The following is a 26,593-nucleotide window of genomic DNA, read 5'->3' on the forward strand; positions in this document are numbered from 1 at the left end:
GGTATCTTTGGGTATGCAGCACCGAGAATTTGCCCCTCCCGAATCGTTACGGGATACGATCAAGTGCTTTTGGTATAACACCCGCGACGTTGGCGAACGGCAGGCTAGCTTCGAGGTAGTGCCCGATGGTTACGCTGAAATTATTTTTCATTTTGGAAGTTCCTGCAGCATTTCGCACGATGGGGTTCTCCAGTCGTTACCGTCCCCGTTTTTGATGGGCTTACTGGCTCAGCCTGCTCTTTTCTTCGCAGAAGGCCGGTTAGATATTATTGGTATCCGGTGCTTTCCCTGGACCGTCTTCGATCTGCTCGGACTGCCGTCCGGCAAGGGCGGAGTACGTACGTTCGAACATCCCATCGCCCAGCTTCAGGCTCCGCTGAATGAGTCGATTCGGGCTGGTAAGATCGATGAAGCGATGGCGCAGGTAGAACAGTATTTCCTGAATGCCAGCTCCCGGTTGGCTAATGATCGTATGCTATACAAAGCCGGAACGGCCATGAGCAAAGCAAGCGGCAACCTACCCGTAAGCCAGGTGGCCGAGGCCGCTCATGCGACGGTTCGTACGCTGGAAAGGAAGTTCAAACAAGCTGCCGGCCATACGGTAAAAGACGTGTCGGGCCTGATGCGCTTCGAGCAGGTGCGCAACCACTTGTGGCACAACCCAACAGCCAGCCTGGCCGGCCTGGCGCATGAGCTTGGCTACACGGATCAGGCTCACCTGAGCCGGGAATTCAAGCGGTACAGCGGTACGACACCGGCGGCATTCGCTCGGAAAGCCAAGAACGGGAAGCCGCCTGTAAGCAGTGACCTGATCACGTTTATAAACAGCTGATGCCTAAAAAGAACGAAGCCATTCCGGTAAATCAGTTCGGTGACGAAGACGACTACGGCATTGCATTCGACAAAATAACCGTCGACGATTTCTTCTCTCCTGAAGATTTAGAGCAGTCGCACCGGCACGATCGGCATTCATTCTTTCTGCTCGAAACCGGCACCGTTTCCATTGAAATCGATTTTCAACACTATGAAGTGGGCCCTTCATCGGTCGTTTATATGCACCCCGACCAGGTACATCGAATCCTATCGTTTGAAAACGTAACGGTCAACAGTTTGGCCATTACCAACGAAAATCTGAACCCGGACTATCTGAACCTGCTGGAGGCTATTACGCCCGCAGAACCGTTAGTCATAGATCCGAAAACCTTTTCCCTTATTTCCGAAGCGGTGTCCCTTTGTCTGAAATTCGCTGAACGGAAGGGCGACAAACTGGGTCGTTCGATCCTGAAAGATAGCTGCAACGCCCTGATTGCCTTGGTGGCTTCTCAGTATGTAGACCAATCGGGTTCGGCAGACAAGCTTCCCCGATTTGAACGGATTACCAAAGCCTTTAAGGCATTGCTGGAGCGGAATTATACGACGGCCAAGCGCCCCACAGACTACGCCCGGAAACTGGCCATATCGACTGCCTATCTGAACGAATGCGTTAAAAACACCACCGGTCATTCCGTTTCATACCACATCCAGCAACGGGTACTTCTGGAAGCAAAACGGCTGCTTTGCTATTCAACTAAATCGGTGAAAGAAATTGCGGCTGGGCTGGGGTATGACGATTACCCTTATTTTTCCCGGCTGTTTACCAAAGCCACCGGCATGACGGCTTTAGCCTTCCGAACCAGAAACCTCGATTAGTCCAATACGTACTGCGAATGGCCATTGCCCAGCCGGGTTATACAACGTTGCTTTGCCCCGTCGAACAAACGCGTATAAAAATGGACTTGAGAAAAAAACAGAACGTGCTCATTTCGGGCGCAAGTTTCGCCGGGCTTTCCACCGCTTACTGGATGAATAAACTGGGGTATAACGTAACCGTGGTTGAGGTGGCAGGCGGGCTCAAAAAAGGGGGTACACCAGTCGATATACGCGGTAATACCGTAGACGTCGTAAAGCGTATGGGCCTTTTCGACCAGATCAAACGCAACAGACTGAGCCCCAAAACGTGGGAATTCAAGAATGCCGATGACGGTACGGAGGGGGCAATGGGGTTGTTATACGAGGAAGGGCTACTGCCCGACGATGAATTTGAAATAGAACGGGATCTATTGCTGGATATCTTGTATGACACCGTCAGAAATGAGGTCGAGTTTAGCTTCGGCAACTGCATTACTGGGTTGAGTGAAACCGGAGATGGCATACGGGCTACGTTTAAAGATGGTTCACAACGCTCGTTCGACCTGGTCTTTGGCTGCGACGGCATTCATTCGGCCGTACGGAAGATCTGGTTTGGTGAAGAACGGGAATACATGCATTTTCTCGGACAGTATTTTTCCATTACCGTTGTCGACAAGCTACTGATAAAGCCAAACACCGCCCAGATGTACAATGTGCCGGGTAAGGCAATCATGCTGACTGCACACAATGACAAGACCGATATTGTGCTTTGTTTCCGGTCGGAAAAAGAAATTCCTTATGATTATCGGGATGAGGCACAGCAACGAAAAATAATTCTAGACCAGTTTGCCGGAGAAAGCTGGCGAACCCCCGAATTACTGGAAGAAGTGCGGCAGGCCGACAGGTTTTACTTCGATAAACTTTGCCAGATAAAGATGCCTTCGTGGACGAAAGGGCGGGTGGCGCTGGTCGGTGATGCCGGTTATTGTGCTTCGCCGGCGGCCGGCATGGGCGGCTCGCTGGCCATAGACGGAGCGGCCGCCCTGGCGAATGCGCTTCAACAAAACGAAGGCAATTTTAAAGCCGCGTTTCAGGACTACAACCTGGATTTTCGTCTATTTATAGAAGACGTTCAGGCTGAGGCTGTCCGCGTAGGACTGGAATCGCTCGTGCCGGAAACGGAAGAAGCCATTCGGAAAAGAAACGCCCAAACCGCATTTTTTTAGCGGCCTAATCAGCGGCCTGAGTCGCTGGCTTGCCCTGGTTCGGTCATTTTGTCGCGTTTGTACAAGCCTGAACCAGGTGTCTGCCGGAAATTTGCCTGGTAGTTAATCAAGGCAAAATCATGTTACTAACTAATAAACAAGTAGCCATTCTGGGTGCAGGCCCTGTGGGCCTGACCATGGCAAGATTGCTCCAGCAGGAAGGCGTAGCCGTAACGGTTTTCGAACGGGACGAAGACCCCGAAGCCAGAATCTGGGGCGGTACACTCGATCTGCATCAGGATTCTGGACAGGTCGCCATGAAAAAGGCCGGCTTGCTGGAAAGTTATTATGCCAGGGCGATTCCCATGGGAATAATCATTGCCGATGAACAAGGCAACGTGTTGTCTACTAAAGATATTACGGCTGAAAATCAGTATGATAACCCGGAGATAAACCGAAATGAGCTAAGACAGCTACTGCTCGAAAGCCTGGAAAGCGAGACCGTATGCTGGAACCGAAAATGCGTGGGGCTGGATGAGCAGGCCGGAAAATGGGTATTAACCTTCGAATCTGGACCTAATGCGACCGCCGATTTGGTTATCGTTGCCAATGGAGGCATGTCCAGGGTGAGGAGCTATGTGACGGATACGGAAGTTGAAGAAACTGGAACCGTCATTATGCAGGGCGATATCCCCCAGCCAGAACTGAACTGCCCGGCGTTTTATCAGTTTTGCGACGGTAAAAGGCTAATGACCGCCTACGGGGGCAATTTACTCGTGGCCAATCCGTATAACAACGGCTCATTGACCTATGGCGTCATTTTCAGAAAGCCCGACGAATGGGAGCATCACAAGGGAATAGATTTTCGGGATACAACCCACATTCGTACGTTTCTGCTCGATAGGTTCGCAGGTTGGGATGAACGATACCGGCAATTGGTCCTGGCAACGTCCTTTTTTGTTGGCTTGCCGACCCGGAAACTGCCACTGGAAAAACCCTGGAAACTGGACCGCCCCTTGCCCATAACCCTGATTGGCGATGCCGCTCACCTGATGCCGCCCTTTGCCGGACAGGGCGTAAATACCGGACTGGTAGACGCGTTGACGTTAGCCGAAAGCCTGACTAACGGAAAGTATCGAACCCTGCAGGCTGCGATCAGCGCCTATGAACAAAACATGCTCGTTTACGCCACAGAGGCACAACGTGAATCGAGTCGGAATGAACTGGAAATGCGTCATCCCGACTTTTCTTTCCAGCAGTTTTTCCAGTAAGGTACGCCGATGATTACTAGTTTCGTATCCGGTCTAACGCTTACCAGGTTGCCTCTGTTCAGCATTACTACTGCCAGATACGTTAAAAGCACCAGAATAGAGCCGGCTTCGACGTGGGGCAGGACGTTAAAATTTAAAGAGCGGACGAATCCTCATGTCGGGTAAATTTTCGGCTGCGCTACCTTTGCTGACTATGAAAACTATTGTCCGACTCTCTGTCTTACTGTTGCTGGCCGGTGTGCTGGCTATGACGGCTGCCAAGCCAACCCGTGTTATCTTTTTTGGTGATTCGATTACACAGGCTGGGGTAAATCCCGGCGGGTACATCGACCGGCTCAAAAAAGTACTACCCGCCGACCAGTACGAACTGATTGGAGCCGGTATCGGTGGAAACAAAATATACGACCTGTTTCTGCGCATGGACGATGACGTGCTAGCCAAACAACCCGACGTGGTCGTGATCTGGGTAGGGGTTAACGACGTCTGGCACAAAGCTACTTCGGGTACGGGTACCGACCCGGATAAGTTTATCAAGTTTTACAACGCTGTGGTGAAGAAATTACAGGCCGCCAACATCAAAGTGGTACTTTGTACGCCGGCCGCCATCGGCGAAAAAACCGACATGACCAACCAGCAGGACGGCGATTTGAACCAGTACAGCAAATTCATTCGTGATATTGCCCAAAGCCAGAACCTGCCGCTGGTGGACCTGAGAAAGGCATTTCTGGACTATAATCTCAAAAACAATCCGGAGAATAAAGAGAAGGGTATTCTGACGACGGATCGCGTTCACCTGAACGACGCTGGTAATCAGTTTGTTGCCGACCAGATGCAGGCCGTGCTGACTGCCAAAAAATAATAACCAGATTCCAAAAACAAATACTGCTTAGCGCACAGGCTTTTGCCTGCCAGCTAAGCGGTATTTGTTTTTGCGCTGATCCTTACACCTTCGCTTCCGGGTACATTTTCTTGTGCTGGGCCAGCAGCAACGCATATTGTTCGGGTGTCAGAATAGCTTTGTAATTGTGGACTTTCTCGGTCTCGATGCCGATGGCGAGGGTCCGTAATTTCTGCTGGTTCATTCCCGACGCTTTCAGCTTCTTGACGCCCTCGTTGTATTTGACCACCGCGCTGGTAATGATTTCTTTCGCTTTCGGCAGTTGCTGATCGGTCAGTTTAAGCTTCTGTTTATCCGCCTTCAAAACGGATTTGATAATCATACCGACGGTTACGCCATTGTTGAGAAAGACGAATTTTTCGTTCTCCACCGATTTCGTCTGCGCAATCGTAGCGGTCGAAAAAGCGGTTAACAGAGCCAAAACAACAAGAATGGTTTTCATTGCGATCAGATTTTTCAGTCAGACAAAATTCTTTCCCATGCTATAGCAAAGCCGCCCCGAACACGCCGGCGCTGTCGCCCAGTTTGGGTTTCAGAAACAGTGTGTTGAGTCGGCGGTCATTGAACACGTATTTTTTGGCTCGTTCAACCCCTTCCGTATACAACAGATCGACGTTTCCGACGCCCCCGCCCAGTACAATCGCATCGGGGTCGAGCATGTTGACGATGGTCGAGATGGCCCGTCCGAAGTTTTCCAGCAACCGTTCGACGGTAGCCGTAGCGTACGGGTCGGTGCCCTGGTGGTGACGGTCGAGAATTTCCCTGAGATTACGGCTTTCGCCCGTCTGGTCGTGATAAAACCGTTGCAGGGCCGGACCCGAAATCACCTGCTCGTTGCACCCACGTTTGCCACAATAACATTCGTAGCCGTTCTCTTCCAGGATATTATGGCCCCATTCGCCCCCGATCCCCTGCCGGCCCGACTGCACCACTGGCTGCCCATCGAGCCCGCGAAACACGACTCCGCCCCCCACACCGGTTCCCAGAATAACCCCGAACACCATCCGAAAATCCGGAATGACCTCCTGTACGCTGCCCATCGTGGCTTCCGACAGCGCAAAGCAGTTGGCGTCGTTCATCGTGGCCACCGGCACTCCCAGCGCACGAGCCAGGTCGTCGGGAAAAGGCTTTCCGTTGATGCAGATGATGTTTGAATTTTTCATCACGCCCAGCGCAGGGTCGAGTGTTCCGGGCGTACAGAAGCCGATGCGTTCGGGTTTATAGCCCGTTTCGTCCTGGAGTTGTCGAATAAGCTTGCGAATCTGGTTGATGATATGAGCATAACCGTGCTGCGACTCGGTATCTACCCGCCTGCGAATAACGACCGCGTCGGGCGAGGGTGCGGTTAAAATAACGCCTTCAATCTTGGTGCCGCCTAAATCGACACCCCAATAGGTTTGCATTCGTGAGAGTTGACGAGAGTCGGAAAATTATTTTAAGTCGGTAATCGCGCAGAAATCCATATCGCCATAATCGAGATTTTCGCCCGCCATACCCCAGATGAAGGTATAGTTCGATGTGCCGGCGCCCGAGTGAATCGACCAGTTGGGTGAGATGACAGCCTGTTCGTTCTGCATCCAGATGTGGCGGGTTTCCTGCGGCTGACCCATAAAATGACAAATAGCCTGGTTTTCCGGAACTTCAAAATAGAAATAAACCTCCATGCGTCGGTCATGAGTATGGGCGGGCATGGTATTCCAGACGCTGCCTGCCTTCAGTTCGGTCATACCCATCTGCAACTGGCAGGTCGGCAAAACGCTGTTCACGATCAGCTTGTTGATCGTCCGGTGGTTGGCTGTTTCCAGGGAGCCCAGCTCGACCACCTCCGCGTCGGCCCGTGCCACCTTGCGGGTCGGGTAGTTTTTCGTGGCGGGTGTCGAGTTCAGATAAAACTTCGCCGGCGTTTCGGATGTGTCGGAAAGAAACTGAATCTCGCGGGTGCCCTGGCCGATGTACAGGGCTTCTTTATAAGCCAGCGCAAAGGTTTCGCCATCGGCTACCACCCGACCCGGTCCGCCGACGTTGATGATGCCTAGTTCGCGCCGTTCCAGAAAATAAGCCGCTTTCAACTGATCGGGCGCCTGTAGAGTTGCGGGGCCGTCTATGGGCATAATCCCCCCGGTGAGGTAGCGATCGAAAAAAGAGAGCGTCCACCGAAACTGGTCGGCCACAAACAGATTCTGGATGAGAAAATTCTGCCGAAGCTGATCGGTGGTCATGCCTTTCACTTCGTTGGGGGAGCTGGCGTACCGGCTTTCGAAGACCATGTTCTGATCGGCGCGGTTATTGGCAAGCGGAGTTAATTCGGTTTGCATAAAAATAGCTATGGGCAGGGCGTATGCTGCATTTGTCGGTAAAATTACTGAAAGTCGTGAAAGCTGCTGATTAGCAAATAGTTAGAAGTATCGTGCTGAAACAATACTGATACAGGCATTCACTTTTTTACGTTACTCCGGCAATTTATAATAAAAACAAACCCGACCGTACCCGGACCGGACCGGGTTGTCTGGTTCTTTTCACTTCAACTGGTTTTGCTTCTTCAACTGGTATTATCTCAATCAGTACAGTATATCGGTCAATCATACCAAATCGGTATAACTTCCGTCTCAGGTACTCAACAGAAATTTTGTAAATGAGACATTGATAAGTGCGATGGCACTTTGAGGTAGTTAAGCAAACTGAGGAGGGGAGTTTTAATAAGGGGGGCTAGTATCTGTTATAAACGGGCGTTTTATGAATCATATACAAACCCTTCAAACGCAAAAGGCATGAACGCTATTGAAATGCCTTTTGCGTTTGAACTTTACTACATTGTCCTTTAGTCACTCCGTAAGCTTTTCACCGGATTCATCAGGGCTGCTTTGATACTCTGAAAACTCACCGTCAGTAAGGCAATCCCAACCGCCAGTAAGCCGGCCAGGGCAAAAACCCACCAGTCTATCGTAACCTTATAGGCAAACTCCTTCAGCCATTGAGTCATGCCCCACCAGGCAAAAGGGGATGCCAGTACCAGCGCGATCAGAATGGGTTTGAGAAAGTCTTTGGAGAGTAAGGCCACCACACTGGCAACCGATGCCCCCAATACTTTCCGAACCCCAATCTCTTTGGTCCGTTGTTCGGCGGTGTAGGTAGCTAACCCGAATAAGCCTAAACAGGCGATGAAGATCGTCAGGCTGGAGAATAGGGTTAACACCTGTTCTATTTTTTGCTCGCCCACATAAACCTGCTCATACCGATCATCTAAAAACGAGTAGGAAAAAGGGGCTGCGGGTGAAAAGGACTCCCATTGCTGCTTCAAGGAAGCCAGCAACTGCGGCAGATTATTCGTACGGGTTTTGAGGAGAATATTGCCTGAATTTCGGCCCAAAAACATGACTAGAGGCCCAATCTTCTGACGTAGGGATTCAAAATGAAAGTCGCTGACAACACCAACAACCCGGTAAATTATGTGGACACCGTTTTCGTCGGTGTGGCCGATCAGCTCTTTTCCAATTGGGTTCTTCTGCCAACCCAACGCCTGTACCGCCGTTTCATTCAGAACAATAGCGGACGCATCGCTCGGGATACTTTTTGAAAAATTACGTCCCTGTACGATACGCATTCCCAACGTAGGAATGTACTCAGGATCCACAAAATAGAATCGACTCATGACACCCTGGTCCGGATTTTCTTTGGCCCTGACGGTGGTATTATCCATGTTGGTCCGCCCAACGGGAACCTGCCCTGAAATGCTGCCCATAACGACTTGCGGAGATCGTATGATCTGGTCGCGAAATACCGCTTCGTTAGTACGCAGCATATCCGTATCATGAATGACCAGCACGTGTTCTCGGTTATAGCCCAGTTTTTGCCCTTGCATGTAACGCAGTTGCCGATCGGCGGTAACGGTAGCAATGATCATCGAAATGGTAATGAAAAATTGAAAAACCACCAAACCACTTCGTAGGTTAAAGCTGCCGCGTGAGGGTAATAGCCTTCCTTTCAAGACCAAAATAGGCGTAAAGGAAGCCAGGTAAAAAGCCGGGTAACTTCCGGCTAACAACCCCACCAGCACTGTACCCGCTACTAAACCAGCGGCCATAACAGGTCGGGTCAATAAAGCCATTGAAAGCGCCTTGCCTGTCAGCTGATTAAAGAAGGGTAGCGCCAAACCGACCAACAGCCCTCCAACCAGCAGCGCTACCATCGCCAGCAGGACTGATTCCATCAGGAACTGTTGTTGTAATTGGCCTTTCACCGAACCCAGCACCTTACGTATGCCTACCTCACGCGAACGCCGAATCGCTGTGGCGGTCGACAGATTCATGAAGTTCACACAGGCGATCAGCAACATAAAAGCCGCAATAGCCGTCAGTACGTATACGTACAGAATAGCTCCCCTCGGGTTTGACTCGTCCTTGGAATATAAATGAATGTCGGTGAGCGGTTGCAGAAACACCCCGAAATTATCACCCCGATCCCGAAACTGTTTCGGAGTCAGTTTCAGCCATCTCTGTATTTCACTTCCAATCTGTTTTTCGGCAAGTTGCGGGAGTTTGGCTTCCAACTGTTTATAATCGTAGTGCTCGGGCAGCAGCAGATAGGTTTGATAGTTTATATTATACAGCCATCCCGGCCAATCTATTTTTTCATCACGACCGACTAAGGTAGCCAGCATATCGAAGTGAAAATGGGAGTTCGACGGTACATTTCGGACCACACCTGTAATCCGATAAGGCCTCTTGTCGCTGCCAAACGACAGGACTTTTCCGATCGGGTCCTGATTGCCGAAGTATTTGTGTGCTGTTTCTTCGGTCAATACGACCGTGTTTGGTTCCGTCAATGCCTGCTTTGGATTTCCCTTTAGGAACGGAATGGTGAATACGTCAAAAAACGTTGAATCGGCAAGCAGCAGATTATCTTGTCGGAATGAGGTTGTTCCATAGCTGACAAACTCATTCCCCCCGCGGATGCGCGTTGCTTTTAACACTTCCGGAAACTCCTGTTGCAGATCCCGGGCGGCATTCTGACCTAAACTGGGTCCGCCAAGGTCCTTTCCATTTAACTGGAAATTGAGTCCGACTCGAAAAATTCGGTCTGCTTTCTGGTTATAGCGATCGTAAGCTAATTCATCCTGCACGTAGAGCATGATCAGAATGCTGGTAGCCAATCCAATGGCTAAACCAGCGATATTAATGCTGGTGGATGTTTTTTGGCGCTTCAGATTTCGCCAGGTAATTTTTAGATAGTTGCGGATCATGATCGTGCGGTTTACCGGTTCAGTAGCCCAGGTTGGCGAGCTTTCTGAAGGCAATAGTACCGCCCGTATTGGCCACTGAGGTGCCAATTCATCAATTGGTACCTCTTTTTTCAGGCTGTTTTTGTATTCCACGGGGGTTTTGCCAGTCATCTGTTTGAAAACCCGGTTGAACGTCGTTTTGGAATTAAAGCCCGACTCATAGGCAATGCCCAACAGCGTGAGCCGATCGTAGGCCGGATCCCGCATTTTTCGAGCAATTTCACGAACCCGAAACTCATTAATAAAATCGTTGAAGTTCTTGTCAAGCCCTACGTTGATGATCCGCGACAACTCATGGGGATGCATCGCCAGTTTCAGAGCCAGCGTGGTCAAGGTCAGTTCAGCATCCTCATAGTGGTGGTTTGCCGCCACTGCTTCCTTCAGCTTTCGGCCTTTCCGTTTCGCATCTGATCGATCAGCGATTGGCATTTCTAGCTTGACCGGGCTATCCGATTGAAGGATCACCTCAACGGCCATTCCCATCAGCACAACCGCAATAGCCAAAAAGAACGACTCACTCACTAGCGTTAATAAGCAGGACCAGCCGATCAGGATCAGCGCTTTTTCCAGCCCGCGGAAAGCATAACGCGGCCTGTCCATCAACACGGGTTGCAACCGCTTATAGAAATCCTGAATCAGTCGGTGTGAGAGAAACAAATAAAGGGTAACCGAAATAATAACGAGCCAGATCGGCATCCAACCTCCCCCCAGCAGCGGCCCAAAATGCAGCCAGTCTTTCCGTTGAAACCGCCAGTCCGGGCGTGTCAGGTGCTTGGTATAAAAAAACAACAGTGGCCCCAGGGCCAGTAAAAAAGCCGCTGAAAGCCCCCCGGTTTTTACCACGATCACCCCAAGGGCCAAACTTAAAAACAAGTTAGCCCTCTGGTTAGGCCTGTTAGCGAATCCGACCAGTAGGGCGAGGGTGATCCCTGAGAACAAAGTTCCCAGGGCGGCCAGATCGTAGAGGCTAGTATGAAAAAAATCGGGTCTCACGTGGTTACGAATTGCCAGGAGCAATGGTCTGGATTTTGGCTGACGACTCTTTCTTATGGAATCGTTTCGGGTCGTCTAGTTCATCTTCTACAAATCATTTGCCAAGCTAATGTACGGGTCAACCTAGGCTTTATGGATACGATCGGCCTTTATTTTAGGGATCATCTTGTCCACTTATGGACAGTTTATATTCAAATATGGACACCTAATAATGGGCTAAACACGACTGGAGTTTACAGGATGGCATCAGTGGCTCCACGTCTGTACATGTCAATTCACCCTCCGTTTCATTAGGTTCAAAAAGGCTTTCTAACCGCTGGCTACTTATCTCAACTAACCCTCCTCCCACTAAGACACCTCATTCATTACCCGTCTTCTGATGCGTAGCAGCATTCAACTGTAAACATCGGTGTATTGGTGCCTAAAGACCTAAGCTATGGCATTGATAAACAGCTGAGTTGGGCAGACCTGGCAGGGCTAAGCCGATATTTTCCCAGCACAGGGGCTGGAACATCACCTTAGCTTGAGCCACTGTAGTGGCCGCCGAAAGCAACGGGCCCAGTTCGGCAACGTAGCCGGTAAGGGAGCCGGGCTGTCGCTGATTGCTGGGGATAACGCGCTTACCCGCCGTTACCATCTTTGCGGCCAGCGCTTAGAACATGGCCGCACCCGATAAAACTGATTGGTATGGGGGTATGGTGGGTGCTTGAGGGAGGAGCCAAATCGCTTGTCAGAAAGCGGAAACAACTGGGGATGGCCAGGCTGAAATCAAGCCAGTGAGCTCCCGTGGGAAGTCACTGGCCTGGATAAATTGATACAGCGGTATTGCCCGCTCCTATAAGCGGTTAAATACCTGGGAAATAAGCCGTTTTCAGGTACTCCCGCAGCGATGTTGGCTTGCGGCCCAGCAGACGCTCGACGGTATCATCCGTCCCGGCTAGCATGCCGTCTTTGGTGGCGGCACCCCACTGGGCCAAGAAGTGGGCGACGCCTTCGGGGAAGCCGGCGGCTACTTTCTGCGCGATGTAGGGTGCCAGCTCGCTACTTTTGTAAGCGATGGGCCGACCCGCTAGCGCGGAGAGTTCCCGGGCGATATCGTGAAATGAATAGGCTTCGCTCCCGGTCAGAGTATATTCCTGAGCCTCATGCCCTTCGCTGGTCAGCAGGGCGGCCGTGGCGGCAGCCAGTTCGGTCCGCTTAACGAACGCTATCTTGCCTTCTCCCGCCGGGAAACGGATCTCGGTATCAGGCACCTTGCTCCCAATCAGTAACCCAAGGCCTTCAAAATAGTAGCCGTTTTTGAGAATGGTGTATGTCAGCCCGGACGCTTTAAGGTAGGCTTCCGTGGCTAGGTCGCTTTCGGTGACCTCGGGCAGCACGAAATTTGTGCTTCGCTGAATGCTGGTGTAAAACAGATGCTTCACCCCGGCTTGCTGAGCGGCATCGATGACGTTGCGGTGCTGGCGCACCCGGTCGGTAAAGGCCACGGCCGAAACCAGCAGCACCTTCTCGATGCCCCGAAAGGCTTGCACCAGCGCGGGGTAGTCGAAGTAGTCGGCTTGCCGCACGTCTACCCCGTGCTTTAGAAGGTCGGTAGCTTTGCTGACATCGCGCACTAGGGCGGCTATTTCTGCAGCCGGGGTAGTAGTGAGCAAAAAGTCGATGGTTTGGTGGCCTAATCCACCAGTGGCTCCAGTTACAAGAATCATGTTAGAAAAACTAAAAATCCGTGTCTATTTACTTGCGATTTGCAAGTTCAAAGGTAGGTAGAGATACTTGCAAAAAGCAAGTAAATAATGAATTGTTTTTATGAGAGGACTAAAACAGCGGTCTACATGGCTCATCAGCACAGCGCTCGATGTGCTGGGGGATAAATGGACCCTGCTCATTGTTGATCTCAGTAAACGACCACAAACTGATCTTCCAAGCCTGCATGTGCATATACAGGGGCATGGCTACCCTACTAGTCCCCTGCAGCCACAACAAGATGGGTTTGGCTCGAATTATTTTCCGAATGGTAAGGAATTGTTCAATGCCATTAAGTATTTAGTCCCCGGACAATGCTATTGAGCAGCTTCTTTCCATCGGAAGACTTAAGGGTCGGGTGGTGCTATACGCGGCACAGAAAACCAATAGTGTAAGAGAGAACGATCTTGCTCCTGGTTTTTGGACTCAACTTGTCTGAAACTGCATACCATTCTACTCAAATCTGGATTTGAGCGTTCTTTTTGATGATAAGCCATCGATATACCCACCTAAATAGTTTGTTGATCATCCCCTAACCTCTCTCATAAACGCTCTCACTTGAGACGGAAGGAGTTCAGGTAATGCCTCATTTCGGCCGCTATGTGAGACACTTATTTGTATTCAGTGTTGTTGAGGGTAAACTTTACACCCTGCTATATCTGGCCCTGGTTGCTTTCCATAGGTTAGAAAAGTATGTTTGATTCATTCATGTTCGGCAGTCAATAGGTATGCCCAGTACCCATTCGTTACCAGAAAATTTCAGCCAAAATAACCAACTGCCAATTCGGATCGTTTCTCCGAATTTTGGCCATGTGGCCCCAGAGGCCAGAGAAAACTATGGGCTTACCCACCGCTTACCGTACTACTTCCTGCTGTTTGTTCTGGATGGCTCCACTCAGTATGGCGTTGATGGGGAAACAGTGGACGTTGGAAAATATGAGCTACTTTTCTCCCTGCCGCACCAGATTCAACAGCTAGCCTTCGCCCCACACGGGAACAATTATTTTAAATTGGGCTTTGATGACCAATGCCTGTCCCGATTACCCAGGCAATACCCGTTCCTGCTGAATCCGCTCAATCAGCAAAAAATAAGGTTTTCACCGCTTGCCGCTAACAGACTTCAAACGATCTTTGAACTACTCCAGGGGTTATTAACGGCTTCGGATACAGATCCTGAACTCATCTTAGCGCATCTAAATAGCCTCCTGACGGAAATTAATGCGGCTTATTTTGCCGGTGAGCGAAAGCCAGCCGATGACCGACTTGCCAAATACATCGGTTTCAAAGTATTTGTCGAAAACAACCTGACCGATCACCCGGCCATCAAGGATATTGCCCAGGAACTTGCTCTTAGTACAGATAGTTTATATCAGCTGGTTAAACAGTATTCGGGGCTCTCACCAAAAGAATATGTGACCAATCGACTCATCCTGGAAGCCCGGCGCCGGATGTACTATGGAGAGCGGTCTTCGGTCAAGGAACTAGCTTTTGAACTCGGTTTTAATGACCCTGACTATTTTTCCCGCTTGTTTAAAAAGGTCACCGGTAAAACGGTTGCTGAGTTTTTCCAGGATTTGTCCTGAACCTGTCGGCTTTTGTCCGGCACTGTCGACGGCGCACTGTCGAGCTTTGTTCCGATCATAAATCAGCTAGGCTATGAACAGACAGGTAGGTAAAATATTGGTAACCGGTGTGACCGGTTTGGTAGGCGAGCGCCTGCTCCGGCGTCTTGTCGATGCAGGCATGGACTGCCGGGCTCTGGTGCGAACCGGAAAGCGTGTTCCGGCCGGTGTGTCGGTTATAGAAGGCGATCTATTCAATTCTACATCGCTCACCGAGGCTATACAGGATGTATCCGCCATTATTCATCTGGCAGCGGTGTTTCGCACCCAAGACACGGATCTGATTTGGAAGAGCAATCTGGAGGGCACACGTAACCTGATCAATGCGGTGAAAGCGTATGCACCCGGCGCCCGTTTTATTCTGGCGAGTACAACCAACGTTTACAACGCAGCTAATCCGCATCCGGGCCGGGAAGATGACCAGGTCGCTCCCCAACAAGCCTACCCTGCCAGCAAGGTGGCGGCTGAACAGGAGCTGCGCGAAAGTGGGTTGAATTGGGTCGTCCTGCGGTTCCCCTTTGTTTACGGTGAGGGGGACGGCCATCTGGAAGCGCTACCGAACTATGCGATTGCGGGCAACTGGCACCCCGCTATGCGGATGAGTACCATCCACCACCGCGACATCGCTTTAGCAATGCACCTGGCTTTAGCGGGTACGATGGACAGGCGAATCGTCAATATCTCCGATGAAGCTCCAATGTCGATTTACGAATTAGCGCAACTGGTCGGTGAGCCACTGGCATCCTCCTCCGAGCCGCTCCTGAATCCTTGGCACCTGGTTAGCGATAGTTCGCTGGCCCGTCGTCTGGGCTTTCAAGCTTCAGTACGGACGGTTTATCAGGCTGTGCAGGAGAATATCATGTGATTTACTTCTAAAGGGGGAGGAGGGAGAGGACAAACTGCGCCAAACACCTATCTGCCTACTCTATTTTTATCTGACGAAAACGCTCAATTAATCGACATTAATAATAGAGCTATTGGATATTTCTTCGTTTCCGGCTCAGAGACGACTGGGTAATGCTAAGGCAAGAGGCTAGGCAAGATAGAGGAGCTCTATTCGCTACATTCGGGAATTCAGACAGGAACTTAAGATAACGTACTGTTGCATCTTCAGACATCATTACGCTGATCCGATTAACCTTGTCGGCCCGATGCCTAATGAAGCCCCTGTCACTAAAACTGTCTTTGCTATTTAGGTCATTGCGTTAAACCACACGCAAAGGTCACTTTAAACAGAACGACGGCATTTGTCATTTGGTAAAAAATGAAGGATGAGCGATACAATTAATTAATGTCTCACCAATCTCATTAAATGCTCCTTGCTGAAGGCGAAAGAAAAGTCATGTATAGGCTTCTTTCCTGATCAGGTTAAGAACGGGCATCATACGATTGGCCCAATGCCGCCGTCGGTGGGTAACCGTAGTACTTCTTGAACGCAAAAGAAAAATGGGACAGGTTTTCAAAACCGGCTTCAAGATATATATCTGCTGGATGCCGTTGTTTTTCAGCCAGTTGGTAATGAGCAAGCGCTAATCTTTTTTGCGTTAGCCACTTTTGGGGCGTAGTATGAAAAGCTTTCTGAAAATCACGCTTGAACGTACTCAGGCTACGCCCGGTCAACTGGCCAAACTTGGTCATCGTCAGATTGTACATGAAATGTTTTTCCATAAAATCGGCCAGGTCAATTTTACCTGGATCGGAAAAATCGGACAAGAGATCATCGATCTCGCTGTCCAACGTACGCAGGATGGCGATGGTCTCGCCAAGCTTTAGGGCGATAATGTGTTCAGGCAATTCGCTCGCCAAGTCAAAATAGGGGTCCAAAGAAGCAAAAACACTGTCTAACAACGGATGTTTTTGAAAGGCCCGGATTTTGTGGGTGTGTGGTTTGAGGGGTTCAAAGCGATCATTCGTATAAAACTGCTTCAACCGTTTGGTTGTAAACGTCATCATTACGGACTTGAAAAACCGCCCGTCGCGGGGCTTCTTGGTAATCATGGCAAGCTGATTTCTGGGGAGCAACAGCGTATCACCGGCGACAAACGTATGGGTATTATCGGCCTGAGTCACGTTCATTTCACCAGAGATTATTTTCACCAGGGAATGGTGGTCCAGAATGATTTCTCTTTTCAGATATTGATCCTCCAGGCAGGACAGAACAATATCGGCATATTTGTTTTGTTGTTTTTGTGCCATCTCATCAAATGTACAAAAGTCAGCGTAGAAAGGGCTTTCGAAGCCCTTTCAATTCATCTCCTTATCCTAAATAGGCTAGCTCTTCTGCCGATAAGGAGATGTCGGCAGCCTTTATATTTTCTACCAAATGCTGAATCGACGTTGTCCCGGGGATAGGGAGCACCCAGGGCGATTGATGAAGCAACCAGGCAATATTGAGCTGCGCTTCGGATACCCCTTTTGCATCAGCCAACTCTTTCATTTTGTTTGGGCCAGCCGGCAAAGAGGTCTCAAGTGAAAAAAAAGGAATAAACGGTATCTGATGCTTTTCGCATAATGGCAATACCTCACCCCCTTGAAATCCATAGGGGCTGTTCGGATCGGTTACCCGCTGCGTATAGCTGTACATATTTTCAACACTGGCCACTTTACCCATTCGGATAGCCGTGTTGAATTGATCAACGGAAGCGTTCGATAAGCCAATATGCCGGATTTTTCCCGCTTGTTGCAGGGCGAGCATAGTGGCAAATCCTTCCTCATACTCCCCTGAGTTGGTGGCGGCCATCCCGAAATGCACTAAGGAAAGCTGCTCCACTTTCAGTTCTTTCAGATTGTTTTCCACGCTCGCTCTTAACTCGTCAGGCTTGCCGTAAGGCAACCAGCTTTTATCATGTCCCCTTTGGGCGCCAACTTTTGTAGCGATTATCAAATCATCAGCATACGGGTACAAGGCTTCTGCCAGTAATTTGTTGGTTACTCCAGGCCCGTAAAAATCAGCGGTATCGAAAAAATTGACGCCAAGCTCAACGGCCTTCCGAAGTAATTCGATAGCCGTGGTCCGATCTTGTGGCTCACCCCAAAAATCAGGGCCTGTCAGGCGCATAGTTCCATAACCGGGTCTTTGGGCAAGCAACGGGCTGCGTGTATCAGCCCCAATCATGATGGTGTTGTTTTGTCTCATTTTCAACGATTTTAATAAGACAAAAGTAGGCGGCTATCCAATGGTAGGGTTTGTTTTAAAGCCCAACTTTACTTTGCTCTAAAGTCCATACATATTCTTATAAGGTGTCCGGTGATGTCAGGACTAATACAGGCGCCAACCAATGCCCCCTCCGGCAATCAAAAAGCACGTTTAGCTTCACTACTGACCGAGTTGAGAATTGCCAAAAAACGTTGAATATCCCCTTTGCCTTTCTCCGTCGCGTAGGGTAGAATCAGTTTAGCCAGCAGTGTAACATAGTGCCTGATCTGTTCAGGCGGATTTAAGTGGCGAAACGTTACACTAGCCTCCGAAATCCAGAAGCGGGCAGTTAGTGTACAAACCGACACCAATAAATCAATATCGGCTTCCCGGACCAGATAAGCCGACTCCTGTAGGCTTAACAGGTTGGCTATGATCGAAGTATACCGCTTCTTTTCCGTTTCTTTATAGCGTTCCGACAGCACCTTATTCTGTTCCATCAGGTGTACGATACTCAGCAGCAGGCAGCGGTATTGAACATGATGAGTAAAAATGATTCGAAACCGTTCCAGAAATGAAAACAAACTAAGCGGCTCATCGACCCCAATGCGTTCGTTGAATGTTGATAGATCTTGGGCTAACCGGTTCACCAGATCGTCTTTAGTCGGAAAGTAGTAGGTTATGTTGCCCACCCGAATGCCCAGCGCAGCGGCTATCTCTCGCAGTCCAACGTATTCAATTCCCCGTTCATTGAACATTTCTAACGCTTTAACCACAATTTTCGCTTCTCTGGTCATAGTACACTTTAGGACAATGTCCTAAACTAATAAGTTTGTAAAAACAAACAAAGAAATGACCATTTCATATCCTCACACCATTCAAAACTGCCTGGGAGAAACGCTTACTTTTCTCTCTGTCGAGACAAGCCCGGCTGGCGATAAAGTGCTGGTTGAAAATCAGGTTGCTCCCCAATCAGGGCCACCCATGCATACCCATTTTAAGCAGGACGAGCAACTGACGGTCGTATCAGGCAAACTGGCCTATCAGGTGCTGGGCCAGGAAGAGCAATACGCTCATGCTGGCGAAAGTGTGCTGTTTAAACGCGGCACTCCTCACCGATTCTGGAATGCTGGTGAGGATCCGCTGATCTGCCAGGGATGGATTCAACCCGCCAATAGCATTGTTTATTATTTATCAGCCATCTATGCTGCTCAAAACAAATCTGGAAAGGCGCAACCCGAAGCCTTCGATGCGGCTTTTCTGCTAACTCGCTATGCCTCGGAATATGATATGGCCGATATTCCCGTTTTTGTTAAAAGGGTGATTATTCCCCTCACGTATAGGATGGGTCGACTTTTGGGGAAGTACAAGCACTTTGTGGATGCGCCTGCTCCATTGATATAGTGTTGCTGTTTGCTAGGCGTTTAGCCGTTGAGGCATCGATTGGATAGATGGGTCTGATCCTTTAAGTGTGTGGGTTGCTGGTGTAGCAGCCTCGACTTCGCCTGACATTTGGTTACTTTCAAAAACCGTTGGTCGCCAACGGTTTTGTATTTCTAAAATTCCCTCCCGGCTGAGACCAAGGAACGCAATGGGTCTATTGCTTCAATAGGGCGTTTTTCGAGCTGGTGTTTGTTCAAAACTACGCATGACTTCTCCACTTTAAAACATACTGTCGACCGTTTATAGCCTAACTGCGGTAAACAGCTGGTAAAACCGACTCATCGTTTAGTTATTTTACGGCAGCCATTCTTAATCGTCAGATTAGCGAATCCATTATGTTCGAGAAATTCAGAAAAAATTTCCCCTTGTTGCCCGAAAAATGGGAAGAGTATATCAGTTACTTCCAACCGATCCATGTACCGGCCAAGACCATTCTGCTTCGAGAAGGTGATATTTCCCGCAAAGCGTATCTAATCGAAAAAGGATGCCTGCGTGTTTGGTTCAACAACAAAGGGGAGGATATCACCTTCCAGTTCTTTTTTGAAAACAGGACCGTCTCTTCCATTGAAAGCTTCAGAACCAGTAGTCCAAGCTTATTTTACATTGAAACGATTGAGCCCTGTACCTTGTGGTGGATTGACAAAACCAGTGTGGACAAAATTCTTGAAGAAGTCAGTGTCATACCGGCTATGAGGAGCCAAATTCTGGAGGCTTTATTTGGGCGTACCCTGGATTACATGAAGCATTTTCTTTCTTTTATCCGGGATACACCCCAGGAGCGCTATGAAAAGCTGCTGACTCAAAACCCGCATATCGTCCAGCGCGTCCCTCAGCATTATATTGCTTCCTACCTCGGCGTGAGCAGCGTTCATCTCAGCCGGATCAAAGCCAGAATCGCCCGGACAAAATAGGAAAGGCAGCAAACGTATTTGATAACAAATGTTATCGTCGGAGGGGCTACGGCCCCTCTACTTTTGTATCAGCAACAAGCAAAATAAGCGATACAATGAAACGACTAACGATGCTCTATTGGGTGGCGACAACCCTGTTCTGTCTGTGGATGCTGGGCAACGCCTATGCGTATCTAACCTCGGAAGAAGCCCGACGCCTGTGTGTTCACTTTGGTTTTCCCGACTATTTCCGCATCGAGTTGGCCGTGGCTAAACTACTTGGTGTAATCGTGCTGGTGCTGCCTAAGCTAAAAGGGAGGGCCAAAGAATGGGCCTACGCTGGCTTTGTCATCACCGTACTATCAGGCTTTATTGCCCATCTCGCATCCGGTGATTCCTTCCGCGAGTCGGCTTCGGCTCTGCTGGCTTTGGGGTTGGTGTTGGTTTCTTATGTCAGCTACCACCGCTTACAACCAATCAAATCGATCACTAAAACAACAGCTATGGGCGTTTTGACGGCCCTGGTTTAACCCATAAAATTGACACGCTATGAAAGCTGCCATTATGTATCAAAAAGGGGATGGCCCGCGTTACGCGGAGGTTCCCAGTCCCGTTGTCACGAACGAGGATGAAGTAATGATGACCGTTAAGGCGGCTGCGATTAAGCATATTGACCGCGGTCAGGCGAGTGGCAATCATTACTCCGCCGATGCTCAGCAGGCCACTCAGGCAAAGGTCATTGGGGGCGATGGAGTGGGCCTGTTGGCCGATGGTACCCGCGTCTATGCGATAGGTGTGAGTGGCATGGTCGCCCAGCAAGCCATTGTAGAAAAAAACCGTATGGTTCTCCTGCCTGATGGGCTAGATGATGCCACGGCAGCGGCCTTGCCTAATGGTGTAATTGGGGCGGCTATGGGGTTACGCTTCCGGGCAGGTATTCAGCCCGGCAATGTAGTTCTGATCAATGGCGCCACAGGCTTTACAGGCCGGGTTGCCGTGCAGATTGCCAACTATTATGGCGCTAAAAAAGTGATTGCCACGGGGCGCAATCCCAACTCCTTGCAGGAATTGTTGAGCTTAGGCGCTGATGAGATTGTTTCCCTGAATCAGAGCGATGAAGACTATTTGGCTCAAATCCGCGCCATTCACCGAAGTACGCCGATTGATGTGATCATCGATTACTTATGGGGTCATTCGGCTGAATTGCTCCTGGCTTCGCTAAAAGGTAAAGGAGCTTTTACTCATCCAGTACGTTTTGTCTCGATCGGTAGCGTCACCGGGGATAAAGTACAGCTATCGGCTGAAAATTTGCGGAGTGTTAATCTTCAACTATCGGGCTCAGGTCTGGGGAGTTGGACGCGGCAAGATGTGGCTACACTGTTTGAGGAAATCCTGCCTGAAATGTTTCAATTGGCGGCTGACGGAGTTCTTAAGGTGAATACGGTTAGGGTAGATTTATCCGAAATTGAATCCATCTACAACGTAGCCATCCCGGATGGTAAGCGACTCGTTATCACTATGAATTAACGCTTGGACAGGCGGTTTTGAACGTATGTGGACTGCTGTCGGTGACAAACGCTTTGGAAAAATCCCGACCAGCAACAAGCGGCCAACCTACCAGTTGGCCGAACCCATACGAAACATCCGTAATGGCAAAATCGTCGGCTGCTTCAGGGTCTTTGCCTTTCCAACTGAAACCACCCATATTATTCCAAACGGCCGTTAATGGGCTTGACGACAGTTCCATGCAAGTCGCCCTGCACATACTCCAGCAGGTGGGCAGCCACCAACCATTCCAGTAGACGGTCGGCCCAGCGCGGTGGGGCGGGCCGTTCAGGTTGGGCAGACGGTCGCTTGCGAATCATGGCTGTAGAAAACTTAAAGGCCTAACAAATGAAGCTTGCCCTGTGGGATCGCTTCCCAAAGCCGGGAGCGCATCTGCTGAATCTCCTGTAAGACTTTTCCCCCTTCCGCTGTCAGGGCGAATAGCCGCTTGCTGCGTCCGCCACGCTCAGTTGTTGCTCCACCTACCGAAGAGAGCAGAAATCCTTTTTCTTCGAGTCGATAGAGGGTAGTATGGACAGCACTGATGGTGAAGCTACGCCCAGTTTGGCGTTGGAGTTCTTCCAGAACGGGCACCCCATACACATCCTCGGCGCTAGCGGCCACCACCAGCAGGACTAACTCTTCGAGTTCGCCTAATACCGTCTTTTTCATGGACAATTGTTCTAATCAATTAGATATAATATCTTAGATCAAATCAGGTGCCGAAATTTAAAAAGGCTTTTTACGGCAATAGAACAAGAAAAAGCCAGGCGACACTGTCCAGAAACGGACAAGCCTCCGTCCGTGACTGGACAGCTCCTGGTTCTTACAGGAGTTGTGAAAAGGGTACAGCACCGAAGGCGTAGAAAGAGGATAGATCCTTAGTTTCTGATCCGATTCGGATTGCGATTTCTACAACGCATTTGCCAAAATACCATTCTCAAAAATCGCTCCTACCTGAGACGCAGGAGCTTTCGGTCTCGGCTGCTTAATTGGGAGGCTGATAGGATAAAGGATTGCTTGTTAACGTGAATGATAAAAATACTGCAGACCTTTCAGAAAGCTCAGCTGACCCGTATCCATGTGCCCGAGTTGATTGTACACTCCGCCTGCCAGGCCAAGCTTGCTCGTTTGCTTAATAGAGGTAGTTAAAGCCTGAACGGGCTTTATATCCCACTGTGGGTTTTCCTGGCCGCCAACGGATAAAAACAGCCGTACTGAATCGGCCTGGCTTAACGTGCTAAGTTGAGTAGGCAACTGGTTTAGATAAAAATTATGGTACCATAGAGAAGGACTGGCAGCCACGAAGTTTTGAAAGTCATGGGTCTTATGTTTGGTCTGGCTTAATAACGTATACAAGGCGAAGTAGCCCCCAAACGAATGACCGAGCAGCGTTCTGTTTTGGGAGGTAGTTCGATAGGCTGAGTCAATAGAGGGTAGTAATTCCTGGCTTAGGAACTGCCTGAACGGCTCACCGCCACCGGGGGCTTTCAGTTCGTCGGACGGTAAAGCGGCTGGATACAAATAGTCTCTTACGCGAAGGGAGTCCATGTCTTTGAACGATTTATAGCCAACCCCCACTAGTATAAGGGGGGATAATAGTCCCGCTTTTTCGTATTGGTGTACGCTCGCAGCCAACATGGGAAAATGAAAGTTGCCATCTAGGATTACGACAACCGGATAGTGTTTGCCCAGGCTGTCGTCATACTCCAACGGGAGCTGGGTCTGCACATACAACGAATCGTTTACCGTTTTTGAATAGGTTGCCTGAGCGGGGGTGCCGGCTGCTGGCTGGTTAACAATGTTGCTCGTAGAATGACAGCTATACAAAGCGATGCAGAGTAGGTATAGAGTAATTTTTGTCGGACGCATAGGGCTACTGGATAAACGCACATGGTATACCCTCTCAAAGAAATAACATCCGTCTCTTCAGCCCTACTGCAGTAGGGTTGTTTAAGCTTTTTTAACGAGCTGAATAAGATTTGAGCTGGAGTGACCTCTCTGGACACTTTTCAACTATCATAAAGCAGAAACATTCTCAGAAAATGCTCTAGCCTGAACGATGGAACACCGTGCATCTACTTCTTAAATGGGGCGTTTAAAGAAATTGATACGATACAACCACCCTTCTGTTGATTAGCCTGCTTGTCCGAAAAAGTACATAAGAGTCACTAACCCCAGGATGAGTAAAGACCAACTCAGAATCGTTCGGCTTTTGGGTAAGGGGCCATCCATCAAGACTTGTTTCCCCAGCGGGAAGAGAGCTACACAAAGACCCGTCGTGGCCAAGACAGATACGGACGAAGCTCCTTTGAGCACACCCAGCATTAAAGCTGACATCAGACCTAAGCCAAGGGAACCAACCAGACCCAGCACACCTGATCGATAGGTCCCAATCGCCAGGATTACCCAGCCAAACATGATGGCTGCTGACAAAGTGGATACAATGTGGAAAGCGCCATAAGCGTCTGCAATGGCTTTGGTGGCCAATTGTAGATTTTGAACCTTAACGAGTTGAAAGGCTAAATGATTGATTCCATAGTGAAACGTGCGGGCGAATAGCCCTAACATGACGAATGTGCCTCCCCAGAGTGCCCAGGCCGGCTCTTTCTGTCCGACCCGTTTAACTAAGGTCAGGACTGCGGGCCACAGGAGAATATTACCTGCCAGAAAAAGGCTGTAAGCAGTCATTAGACGAACAGGATGTTGGTCATAGGCTTTAAGTTGTTGAGGAAAGAAAAATTCAAATTGGACTCGTAGGAGCTCGGCTACCAGCAGAAGTATGGGGGCTATAATCAGCGATGTTCCCCCAATCCAGCGTCCGGGAAACCAAAAATCAGTTGTAGCGGGGGTGTCAATTTTAGGTGTCATGATGCTCTTTTCTGCGCAAGAAAAAGATTATGCAAGGTACCATGTAATACATATTACATGGAAGGCGTAAATGGCTTTTTAGTGGCAAGCACGTAAATTACTTATTCTCAGAGAAGGCGTCCGGTCGCTTACATCGGGAAGGGTTGCTTTGCGCTAACAAGTGTGACTTAAAAGGCTCGTTTTCTTACCTGAGCTTAAGAATAGTACCGAGCACAATGAGCGCTTAATCAACGTAATTGACTCAACCAGGGCTTAACATTCAGACTTGGTCTGGTCAACCGACTTAGAGGGCTTAGTAAGCCCCTGTCTATCCGACCAATTATTTATAATAAAGGCGCTGCCCAATGTTTACCCTTCACTGTATAAGAAAGTTGCTTCATTTACCCGGTTGACCAACACATGTTGTCCGTTTGTCGATTCATCTACAGGCCCTGCTTTCCGTCCTATATCTTCGTTTTTAATTAACCGTAGCCCGATTTCTATCCTTGGGGGCCTGCTGTTACTTACTGGCTCATTGGTTTCATTTTTATCCGCGAAGACGATGTCAATTGTTCAGCCCTTACCCCTTTGCTGGCTCCTGAGAAGCCTACTGATTGGCTCGTTGCTCCTGACTAAAAGTAAGGCAACAGGTCAGTCAGACTCTTACACGCAACCACAAAGCGCAGAGTCAACCCAGGGCTATTGGCGAGTATACACGGACTATGCGACGCGCATGACATACGTTAGCTTTTATACGAGCTGGCATGAATTACTCTATCAGGAAAAAATCAAAGACCGCTATATCAAATTATCTAAACGTACCGTACGCCAATTTGACGACCTATTAACGCGATTGGTGAATCGTAACCTGGTGGCTAATCAGATAAAATCATATGACTTACTGGCTAGTAACCAATGGATAGCGATTTCGCCTAGCAAAAATCCAAGGTCAGATCCCGAAAATAGGGTGCCTGTACCCGTTGGTTTGAATCGACCGATTGTCAATCTGACCGTTGTCAATCCTGGTCAGCTACTGCTTTCTTACCGAAATCCGGCTGGTGAACAACTGCTGATAACCATCGCCGACGATTCATTCCATTATATCTACAAAAAACAGTCGAAAGAAAAAGAGCACGCTGGTCTCATCAACATAAGCCACCTTGCCCCTGGAATCTATCGGTTTGGGGTCGATGGCCCGCATAAGAAAGCGCTCTACCAGTTGAGCATTGACCAGGATACCAAAAGCCTCAACCTGAGCACACTGTTGAATCAGTTTTAACCCGCTACCTCACGACTACTTATTATACTAAGATGAAAATAACTGTTCCGTCGAAAAACAACGTGCGTTCCTCAAAGGGAAGGCTTTTCATCGGCTATGGCCTGTTAACGCTGCTGTCACTTATTGGGATAGGCATCGTCATCCGGCGAACCGTTGCACTGTGGCCGACGCTGGTCAGTGGGTATCAATCAACGGTGACTACGGCCAGGCCGGCTTCCCCATTCGGAAAATTGGACGCTATTTTTGGGCAGTATCCCCTGCTAACCCTGATTCACATACTGCCAGCTTTGCTTTTTATCGGATTGGGACCGGTTCAGTTTAGCCTTGGTATTCGCCGTCGTCACCCGAATTGGCATCGATGGAGCGGTCGCATTTTTCTGGTCGCCAGTAGCTTGATTGGTATAACCGCGCTGTGGATGAGCTTCGTGGTGCCAGCCATTGGCGGGTTCAGCCAGGCAGCGGCCACCACGTTGTTTTCCCTCTTTTTTCTGGTGGCGCTCTATCAGGGATTTCGCTCTATCCGGCAAGGCAACGTAATCTTGCATCGGGAGTGGATGATTCGGGTGTATGCCATTGGGCTGGCGGTGGCGACCATCCGGCTGGTTATCGCACTGTTGTTTGCTGCCAGCCCCTGGACGGGCCTGGCACTGGCTGATTTTTTTGGTACCGGGTTCTGGATTGGTTTTGTGGGCCACTTAATCGGAGCTGAAGTTTGGATAAACCACACCCGCAGTTCGCCCGTAAGACCCAATTCGTTGCCCTACTAGCC

At 49.5% G+C, this 26,593-nt stretch carries 27 protein-coding genes; 14 read left to right on the forward strand and 13 right to left on the reverse strand.

All coding sequences use genetic code 11. The features are described from left to right. Positions 1–13 precede the first annotated feature (13 nt). The 5 genes from ACYVC2_RS04580 (at position 14) to ACYVC2_RS04600 (ending at position 5,003) form a co-directional block, all read left to right on the forward strand. Positions 14–832 carry a helix-turn-helix domain-containing protein gene (locus tag ACYVC2_RS04580; RefSeq protein ID WP_461101116.1) on the forward strand — a complete coding sequence of 273 codons (819 nt, stop codon included), beginning with the start codon at positions 14–16 and terminating at the stop codon, positions 830–832. After that, entirely contained in the window at positions 832–1,689 is an 858-nt protein-coding gene (locus ACYVC2_RS04585; RefSeq protein WP_461101117.1) for a helix-turn-helix domain-containing protein, read from the forward strand. The genes ACYVC2_RS04580 and ACYVC2_RS04585 overlap by 1 nt, the downstream gene beginning before the upstream one ends. Before the next feature lie 80 nt (positions 1,690–1,769). Beyond that, positions 1,770–2,894 (forward strand): FAD-dependent monooxygenase, encoded by a 1,125-nt coding sequence (locus ACYVC2_RS04590; protein WP_461101118.1) that lies wholly within the window; start codon positions 1,770–1,772, stop codon positions 2,892–2,894. A gap of 89 nt (positions 2,895–2,983) precedes the next feature. Then, complete coding sequence (locus ACYVC2_RS04595; RefSeq protein WP_461101338.1) at positions 2,984–4,144, forward strand: FAD-dependent oxidoreductase; 1,161 nt, start codon at positions 2,984–2,986, stop codon at positions 4,142–4,144. Positions 4,145–4,337: 193 nt separating this feature from the next. Continuing rightward, a complete protein-coding gene (locus ACYVC2_RS04600; RefSeq protein ID WP_461101119.1) occupies positions 4,338–5,003 on the forward strand; it encodes an SGNH/GDSL hydrolase family protein in 666 nt (221 codons plus the stop codon). A gap of 82 nt (positions 5,004–5,085) precedes the next feature. On the opposite strand, the gene ACYVC2_RS04605 is transcribed toward ACYVC2_RS04600, so the two are convergent. The 5 genes from ACYVC2_RS04605 to ACYVC2_RS04625 all read right to left on the reverse strand — a co-directional run bounded on the left by ACYVC2_RS04605 (position 5,086) and on the right by ACYVC2_RS04625 (position 13,022). Beyond that, positions 5,086–5,484 (reverse strand): hypothetical protein, encoded by a 399-nt coding sequence (locus ACYVC2_RS04605; RefSeq protein ID WP_461101120.1) that lies wholly within the window; start codon positions 5,482–5,484, stop codon positions 5,086–5,088. Positions 5,485–5,524: 40 nt separating this feature from the next. Further along, positions 5,525–6,445 carry an ROK family protein gene (locus ACYVC2_RS04610; protein ID WP_461101121.1) on the reverse strand — a complete coding sequence of 307 codons (921 nt, stop codon included), beginning with the start codon at positions 6,443–6,445 and terminating at the stop codon, positions 5,525–5,527. A 27-nt stretch (positions 6,446–6,472) separates the two neighbouring features. Beyond that, a complete protein-coding gene (gene kduI / locus ACYVC2_RS04615; protein ID WP_461101122.1) occupies positions 6,473–7,357 on the reverse strand; it encodes a 5-dehydro-4-deoxy-D-glucuronate isomerase in 885 nt (294 codons plus the stop codon). A gap of 503 nt (positions 7,358–7,860) precedes the next feature. Further along, positions 7,861–11,193, reverse strand: coding sequence for an ABC transporter permease (locus ACYVC2_RS04620; RefSeq protein ID WP_461101123.1), 3,333 nt, complete (start codon positions 11,191–11,193; stop codon positions 7,861–7,863). A 965-nt stretch (positions 11,194–12,158) separates the two neighbouring features. Next, entirely contained in the window at positions 12,159–13,022 is an 864-nt protein-coding gene (locus ACYVC2_RS04625; RefSeq protein ID WP_461101124.1) for an SDR family oxidoreductase, read from the reverse strand. A gap of 100 nt (positions 13,023–13,122) precedes the next feature. Between ACYVC2_RS04625 and ACYVC2_RS04630 the strand changes: the two genes are divergently transcribed. From ACYVC2_RS04630 to ACYVC2_RS04640, 3 genes are all read left to right on the forward strand, one after another. Further along, complete coding sequence (locus ACYVC2_RS04630; protein WP_461101125.1) at positions 13,123–13,383, forward strand: hypothetical protein; 261 nt, start codon at positions 13,123–13,125, stop codon at positions 13,381–13,383. 404 nt (positions 13,384–13,787) lie between these two features. Continuing rightward, a complete protein-coding gene (locus ACYVC2_RS04635) occupies positions 13,788–14,642 on the forward strand; it encodes an AraC family transcriptional regulator (RefSeq protein WP_461101126.1) in 855 nt (284 codons plus the stop codon). 73 nt (positions 14,643–14,715) lie between these two features. After that, positions 14,716–15,546, forward strand: a complete 831-nt coding sequence (locus tag ACYVC2_RS04640) for an NAD-dependent epimerase/dehydratase family protein (RefSeq protein ID WP_461101127.1) — start codon at positions 14,716–14,718, stop codon at positions 15,544–15,546. 503 nt (positions 15,547–16,049) lie between these two features. Here the strand turns inward: ACYVC2_RS04640 and ACYVC2_RS04645 are convergent. The 3 genes from ACYVC2_RS04645 to ACYVC2_RS04655 all read right to left on the reverse strand — a co-directional run bounded on the left by ACYVC2_RS04645 (position 16,050) and on the right by ACYVC2_RS04655 (position 18,614). After that, on the reverse strand, positions 16,050–16,877 hold the full coding sequence (locus ACYVC2_RS04645) for a helix-turn-helix domain-containing protein (RefSeq protein ID WP_461101128.1): 828 nt from the start codon (positions 16,875–16,877) through the stop codon (positions 16,050–16,052). A 61-nt stretch (positions 16,878–16,938) separates the two neighbouring features. Next, positions 16,939–17,817, reverse strand: a complete 879-nt coding sequence (locus ACYVC2_RS04650) for an aldo/keto reductase (protein WP_461101129.1) — start codon at positions 17,815–17,817, stop codon at positions 16,939–16,941. A 158-nt stretch (positions 17,818–17,975) separates the two neighbouring features. Continuing rightward, complete coding sequence (locus tag ACYVC2_RS04655) at positions 17,976–18,614, reverse strand: TetR/AcrR family transcriptional regulator (RefSeq protein WP_461101130.1); 639 nt, start codon at positions 18,612–18,614, stop codon at positions 17,976–17,978. Positions 18,615–18,669: 55 nt separating this feature from the next. Here ACYVC2_RS04655 and ACYVC2_RS04660 point away from each other — a divergent pair, with 55 nt between their 5' ends. The 4 genes from ACYVC2_RS04660 (at position 18,670) to ACYVC2_RS04675 (ending at position 21,677) form a co-directional block, all read left to right on the forward strand. Then, complete coding sequence (locus ACYVC2_RS04660; RefSeq protein WP_461101131.1) at positions 18,670–19,221, forward strand: cupin domain-containing protein; 552 nt, start codon at positions 18,670–18,672, stop codon at positions 19,219–19,221. A gap of 374 nt (positions 19,222–19,595) precedes the next feature. Beyond that, a complete protein-coding gene (locus ACYVC2_RS04665; protein WP_461101132.1) occupies positions 19,596–20,171 on the forward strand; it encodes a Crp/Fnr family transcriptional regulator in 576 nt (191 codons plus the stop codon). Between the two features lie 95 nt (positions 20,172–20,266). Next, the gene (locus ACYVC2_RS04670; RefSeq protein WP_461101133.1) at positions 20,267–20,680 is read left to right on the forward strand and encodes a DoxX family protein; all 414 of its coding nucleotides are present in this window, start codon (positions 20,267–20,269) and stop codon (positions 20,678–20,680) included. Positions 20,681–20,699: 19 nt separating this feature from the next. Beyond that, positions 20,700–21,677 (forward strand): quinone oxidoreductase family protein, encoded by a 978-nt coding sequence (locus tag ACYVC2_RS04675; RefSeq protein ID WP_461101134.1) that lies wholly within the window; start codon positions 20,700–20,702, stop codon positions 21,675–21,677. Here the strand turns inward: ACYVC2_RS04675 and ACYVC2_RS04680 are convergent. The 5 genes from ACYVC2_RS04680 to ACYVC2_RS04700 form a co-directional block, all read right to left on the reverse strand. Continuing rightward, a complete protein-coding gene (locus ACYVC2_RS04680) occupies positions 21,667–21,855 on the reverse strand; it encodes a hypothetical protein (protein WP_461101135.1) in 189 nt (62 codons plus the stop codon). The two genes, ACYVC2_RS04675 and ACYVC2_RS04680, sit on opposite strands and share 11 nt — an antisense overlap. Position 21,856: 1 nt before the next feature. Further along, a complete protein-coding gene (locus tag ACYVC2_RS04685) occupies positions 21,857–22,015 on the reverse strand; it encodes a permease prefix domain 2-containing transporter (RefSeq protein ID WP_461101136.1) in 159 nt (52 codons plus the stop codon). A gap of 13 nt (positions 22,016–22,028) precedes the next feature. Next, a complete protein-coding gene (locus ACYVC2_RS04690; RefSeq protein ID WP_461101137.1) occupies positions 22,029–22,367 on the reverse strand; it encodes a PadR family transcriptional regulator in 339 nt (112 codons plus the stop codon). 351 nt (positions 22,368–22,718) lie between these two features. Continuing rightward, positions 22,719–23,567 carry an alpha/beta hydrolase gene (locus ACYVC2_RS04695; RefSeq protein ID WP_461101138.1) on the reverse strand — a complete coding sequence of 283 codons (849 nt, stop codon included), beginning with the start codon at positions 23,565–23,567 and terminating at the stop codon, positions 22,719–22,721. A gap of 264 nt (positions 23,568–23,831) precedes the next feature. Further along, entirely contained in the window at positions 23,832–24,566 is a 735-nt protein-coding gene (locus ACYVC2_RS04700) for a hypothetical protein (protein WP_461101139.1), read from the reverse strand. A gap of 964 nt (positions 24,567–25,530) precedes the next feature. Between ACYVC2_RS04700 and ACYVC2_RS04705 the strand changes: the two genes are divergently transcribed. Together ACYVC2_RS04705 and ACYVC2_RS04710 are read left to right on the forward strand one after the other, a co-directional pair. After that, complete coding sequence (locus tag ACYVC2_RS04705) at positions 25,531–25,824, forward strand: hypothetical protein (RefSeq protein ID WP_461101140.1); 294 nt, start codon at positions 25,531–25,533, stop codon at positions 25,822–25,824. Positions 25,825–25,856: 32 nt separating this feature from the next. Next, a complete protein-coding gene (locus tag ACYVC2_RS04710; RefSeq protein ID WP_461101141.1) occupies positions 25,857–26,591 on the forward strand; it encodes a DUF2306 domain-containing protein in 735 nt (244 codons plus the stop codon). Positions 26,592–26,593 lie beyond the last annotated feature (2 nt).

The sequence above is a fragment of the Spirosoma koreense genome, from assembly GCF_054777875.1.

Coding starts and splice junctions, on each gene's coding strand:
- ACYVC2_RS04690 (WP_461101137.1), bottom strand. CDS start 22,367: ATGAAAAAGACGGTATTAGGCGAACTCGAAGAGTTAGTCCTGCTGGTG.
- ACYVC2_RS04645 (WP_461101128.1), bottom strand. CDS start 16,877: ATGGCACAAAAACAACAAAACAAATATGCCGATATTGTTCTGTCCTGC.
- ACYVC2_RS04660 (WP_461101131.1), top strand. CDS start 18,670: ATGACCATTTCATATCCTCACACCATTCAAAACTGCCTGGGAGAAACG.
- ACYVC2_RS04675 (WP_461101134.1), top strand. CDS start 20,700: ATGAAAGCTGCCATTATGTATCAAAAAGGGGATGGCCCGCGTTACGCG.
- ACYVC2_RS04655 (WP_461101130.1), bottom strand. CDS start 18,614: ATGACCAGAGAAGCGAAAATTGTGGTTAAAGCGTTAGAAATGTTCAAT.
- ACYVC2_RS04610 (WP_461101121.1), bottom strand. CDS start 6,445: ATGCAAACCTATTGGGGTGTCGATTTAGGCGGCACCAAGATTGAAGGC.
- ACYVC2_RS04585 (WP_461101117.1), top strand. CDS start 832: ATGCCTAAAAAGAACGAAGCCATTCCGGTAAATCAGTTCGGTGACGAA.
- ACYVC2_RS04700 (WP_461101139.1), bottom strand. CDS start 24,566: ATGACACCTAAAATTGACACCCCCGCTACAACTGATTTTTGGTTTCCC.
- ACYVC2_RS04665 (WP_461101132.1), top strand. CDS start 19,596: ATGTTCGAGAAATTCAGAAAAAATTTCCCCTTGTTGCCCGAAAAATGG.
- ACYVC2_RS04635 (WP_461101126.1), top strand. CDS start 13,788: ATGCCCAGTACCCATTCGTTACCAGAAAATTTCAGCCAAAATAACCAA.
- ACYVC2_RS04580 (WP_461101116.1), top strand. CDS start 14: ATGCAGCACCGAGAATTTGCCCCTCCCGAATCGTTACGGGATACGATC.
- kduI (WP_461101122.1), bottom strand. CDS start 7,357: ATGCAAACCGAATTAACTCCGCTTGCCAATAACCGCGCCGATCAGAAC.
- ACYVC2_RS04650 (WP_461101129.1), bottom strand. CDS start 17,817: ATGAGACAAAACAACACCATCATGATTGGGGCTGATACACGCAGCCCG.
- ACYVC2_RS04685 (WP_461101136.1), bottom strand. CDS start 22,015: ATGATTCGCAAGCGACCGTCTGCCCAACCTGAACGGCCCGCCCCACCG.
- ACYVC2_RS04605 (WP_461101120.1), bottom strand. CDS start 5,484: ATGAAAACCATTCTTGTTGTTTTGGCTCTGTTAACCGCTTTTTCGACC.
- ACYVC2_RS04630 (WP_461101125.1), top strand. CDS start 13,123: ATGAGAGGACTAAAACAGCGGTCTACATGGCTCATCAGCACAGCGCTC.
- ACYVC2_RS04710 (WP_461101141.1), top strand. CDS start 25,857: ATGAAAATAACTGTTCCGTCGAAAAACAACGTGCGTTCCTCAAAGGGA.
- ACYVC2_RS04670 (WP_461101133.1), top strand. CDS start 20,267: ATGAAACGACTAACGATGCTCTATTGGGTGGCGACAACCCTGTTCTGT.
- ACYVC2_RS04695 (WP_461101138.1), bottom strand. CDS start 23,567: ATGCGTCCGACAAAAATTACTCTATACCTACTCTGCATCGCTTTGTAT.
- ACYVC2_RS04680 (WP_461101135.1), bottom strand. CDS start 21,855: ATGGGTGGTTTCAGTTGGAAAGGCAAAGACCCTGAAGCAGCCGACGAT.
- ACYVC2_RS04640 (WP_461101127.1), top strand. CDS start 14,716: ATGAACAGACAGGTAGGTAAAATATTGGTAACCGGTGTGACCGGTTTG.
- ACYVC2_RS04600 (WP_461101119.1), top strand. CDS start 4,338: ATGAAAACTATTGTCCGACTCTCTGTCTTACTGTTGCTGGCCGGTGTG.
- ACYVC2_RS04625 (WP_461101124.1), bottom strand. CDS start 13,022: ATGATTCTTGTAACTGGAGCCACTGGTGGATTAGGCCACCAAACCATC.
- ACYVC2_RS04590 (WP_461101118.1), top strand. CDS start 1,770: ATGGACTTGAGAAAAAAACAGAACGTGCTCATTTCGGGCGCAAGTTTC.